1 protein-coding gene is annotated in these 744 nt (G+C 36.2%); it reads right to left on the bottom strand.

All coding sequences use genetic code 11. From position 1 onward, the window contains the following. Nucleotides 1-354, bottom strand: a 354-nt coding sequence (locus tag ACRCJ0_RS17310; protein WP_431391390.1) for an ABC transporter substrate-binding protein, incomplete at its 3' end; no start/stop codon positions are given. Nucleotides 355-744: the final 390 nt, after the last annotated feature.

The raw sequence follows: 744 nt of genomic DNA, 5'->3' as shown, positions 1-744 counted from the left end.
GGCTGCGATATCTGACGCTAATAATACAGACAAGTTTTCTTCTGCTAACAGACGTGTGGCTTCATTGGCAGACTCTTGAACGTTAGATTTATTATCTGTTGCGATGTAGTTGATTTGCTTACCATCGATACCACCCGCTTCATTGACTTCATTAAAGGCTAAAGTCGCACCGTCATTGATGTAAGAACCGTAAGCAGATGCTGATCCAGTTAAACCAAAGTCCCCACCGATGTTAATCGTCTCAGCATCTTCTGACCCTGCAGAAGATGCGTTGTTAGCTGTTTGTGTAACTGAACCACAGGCAGCTAAAGTGGCTGCAGATAATAATGTTAAACCAAATTTCTTCAAATTCATATTTTCCTCCTAAAACAAACCCAACCAATAAAAACCAACAATGCAAACCTTTATCAAGTAGACTAAAAAATTTGCTTATACCAATAAAAAAAGCCTCCCTAAATGGGAAGCTTAGGTCCCATCTAGTGTTTCAACACAAATAGGACATATGAAATTGGCTGCCGCCGAATTCCCTAAGTCCTAGAATCAATAATAATAATGACAATATGCTTATTATTTTGTGTTGTGCTTAACATAATGAGATGCCTCTTTCGTTTTCTAATATAGTTTTAATTTATACTAAAAAGTTTGAGAATGCAAGATTTAATTAAAGAATAATGATAAAAAAGTGAGAAAAAGCTACCATGGGAAGAAAAGGAGGCCTAAAATCAGGATAAAAATCACATTTAG

This window comes from Aerococcus sp. L_32 (assembly GCF_050689315.1).
Note: the sequence above shows the minus strand (reverse complement) of the source record. Positions and strands in the feature narration are given on the sequence as shown.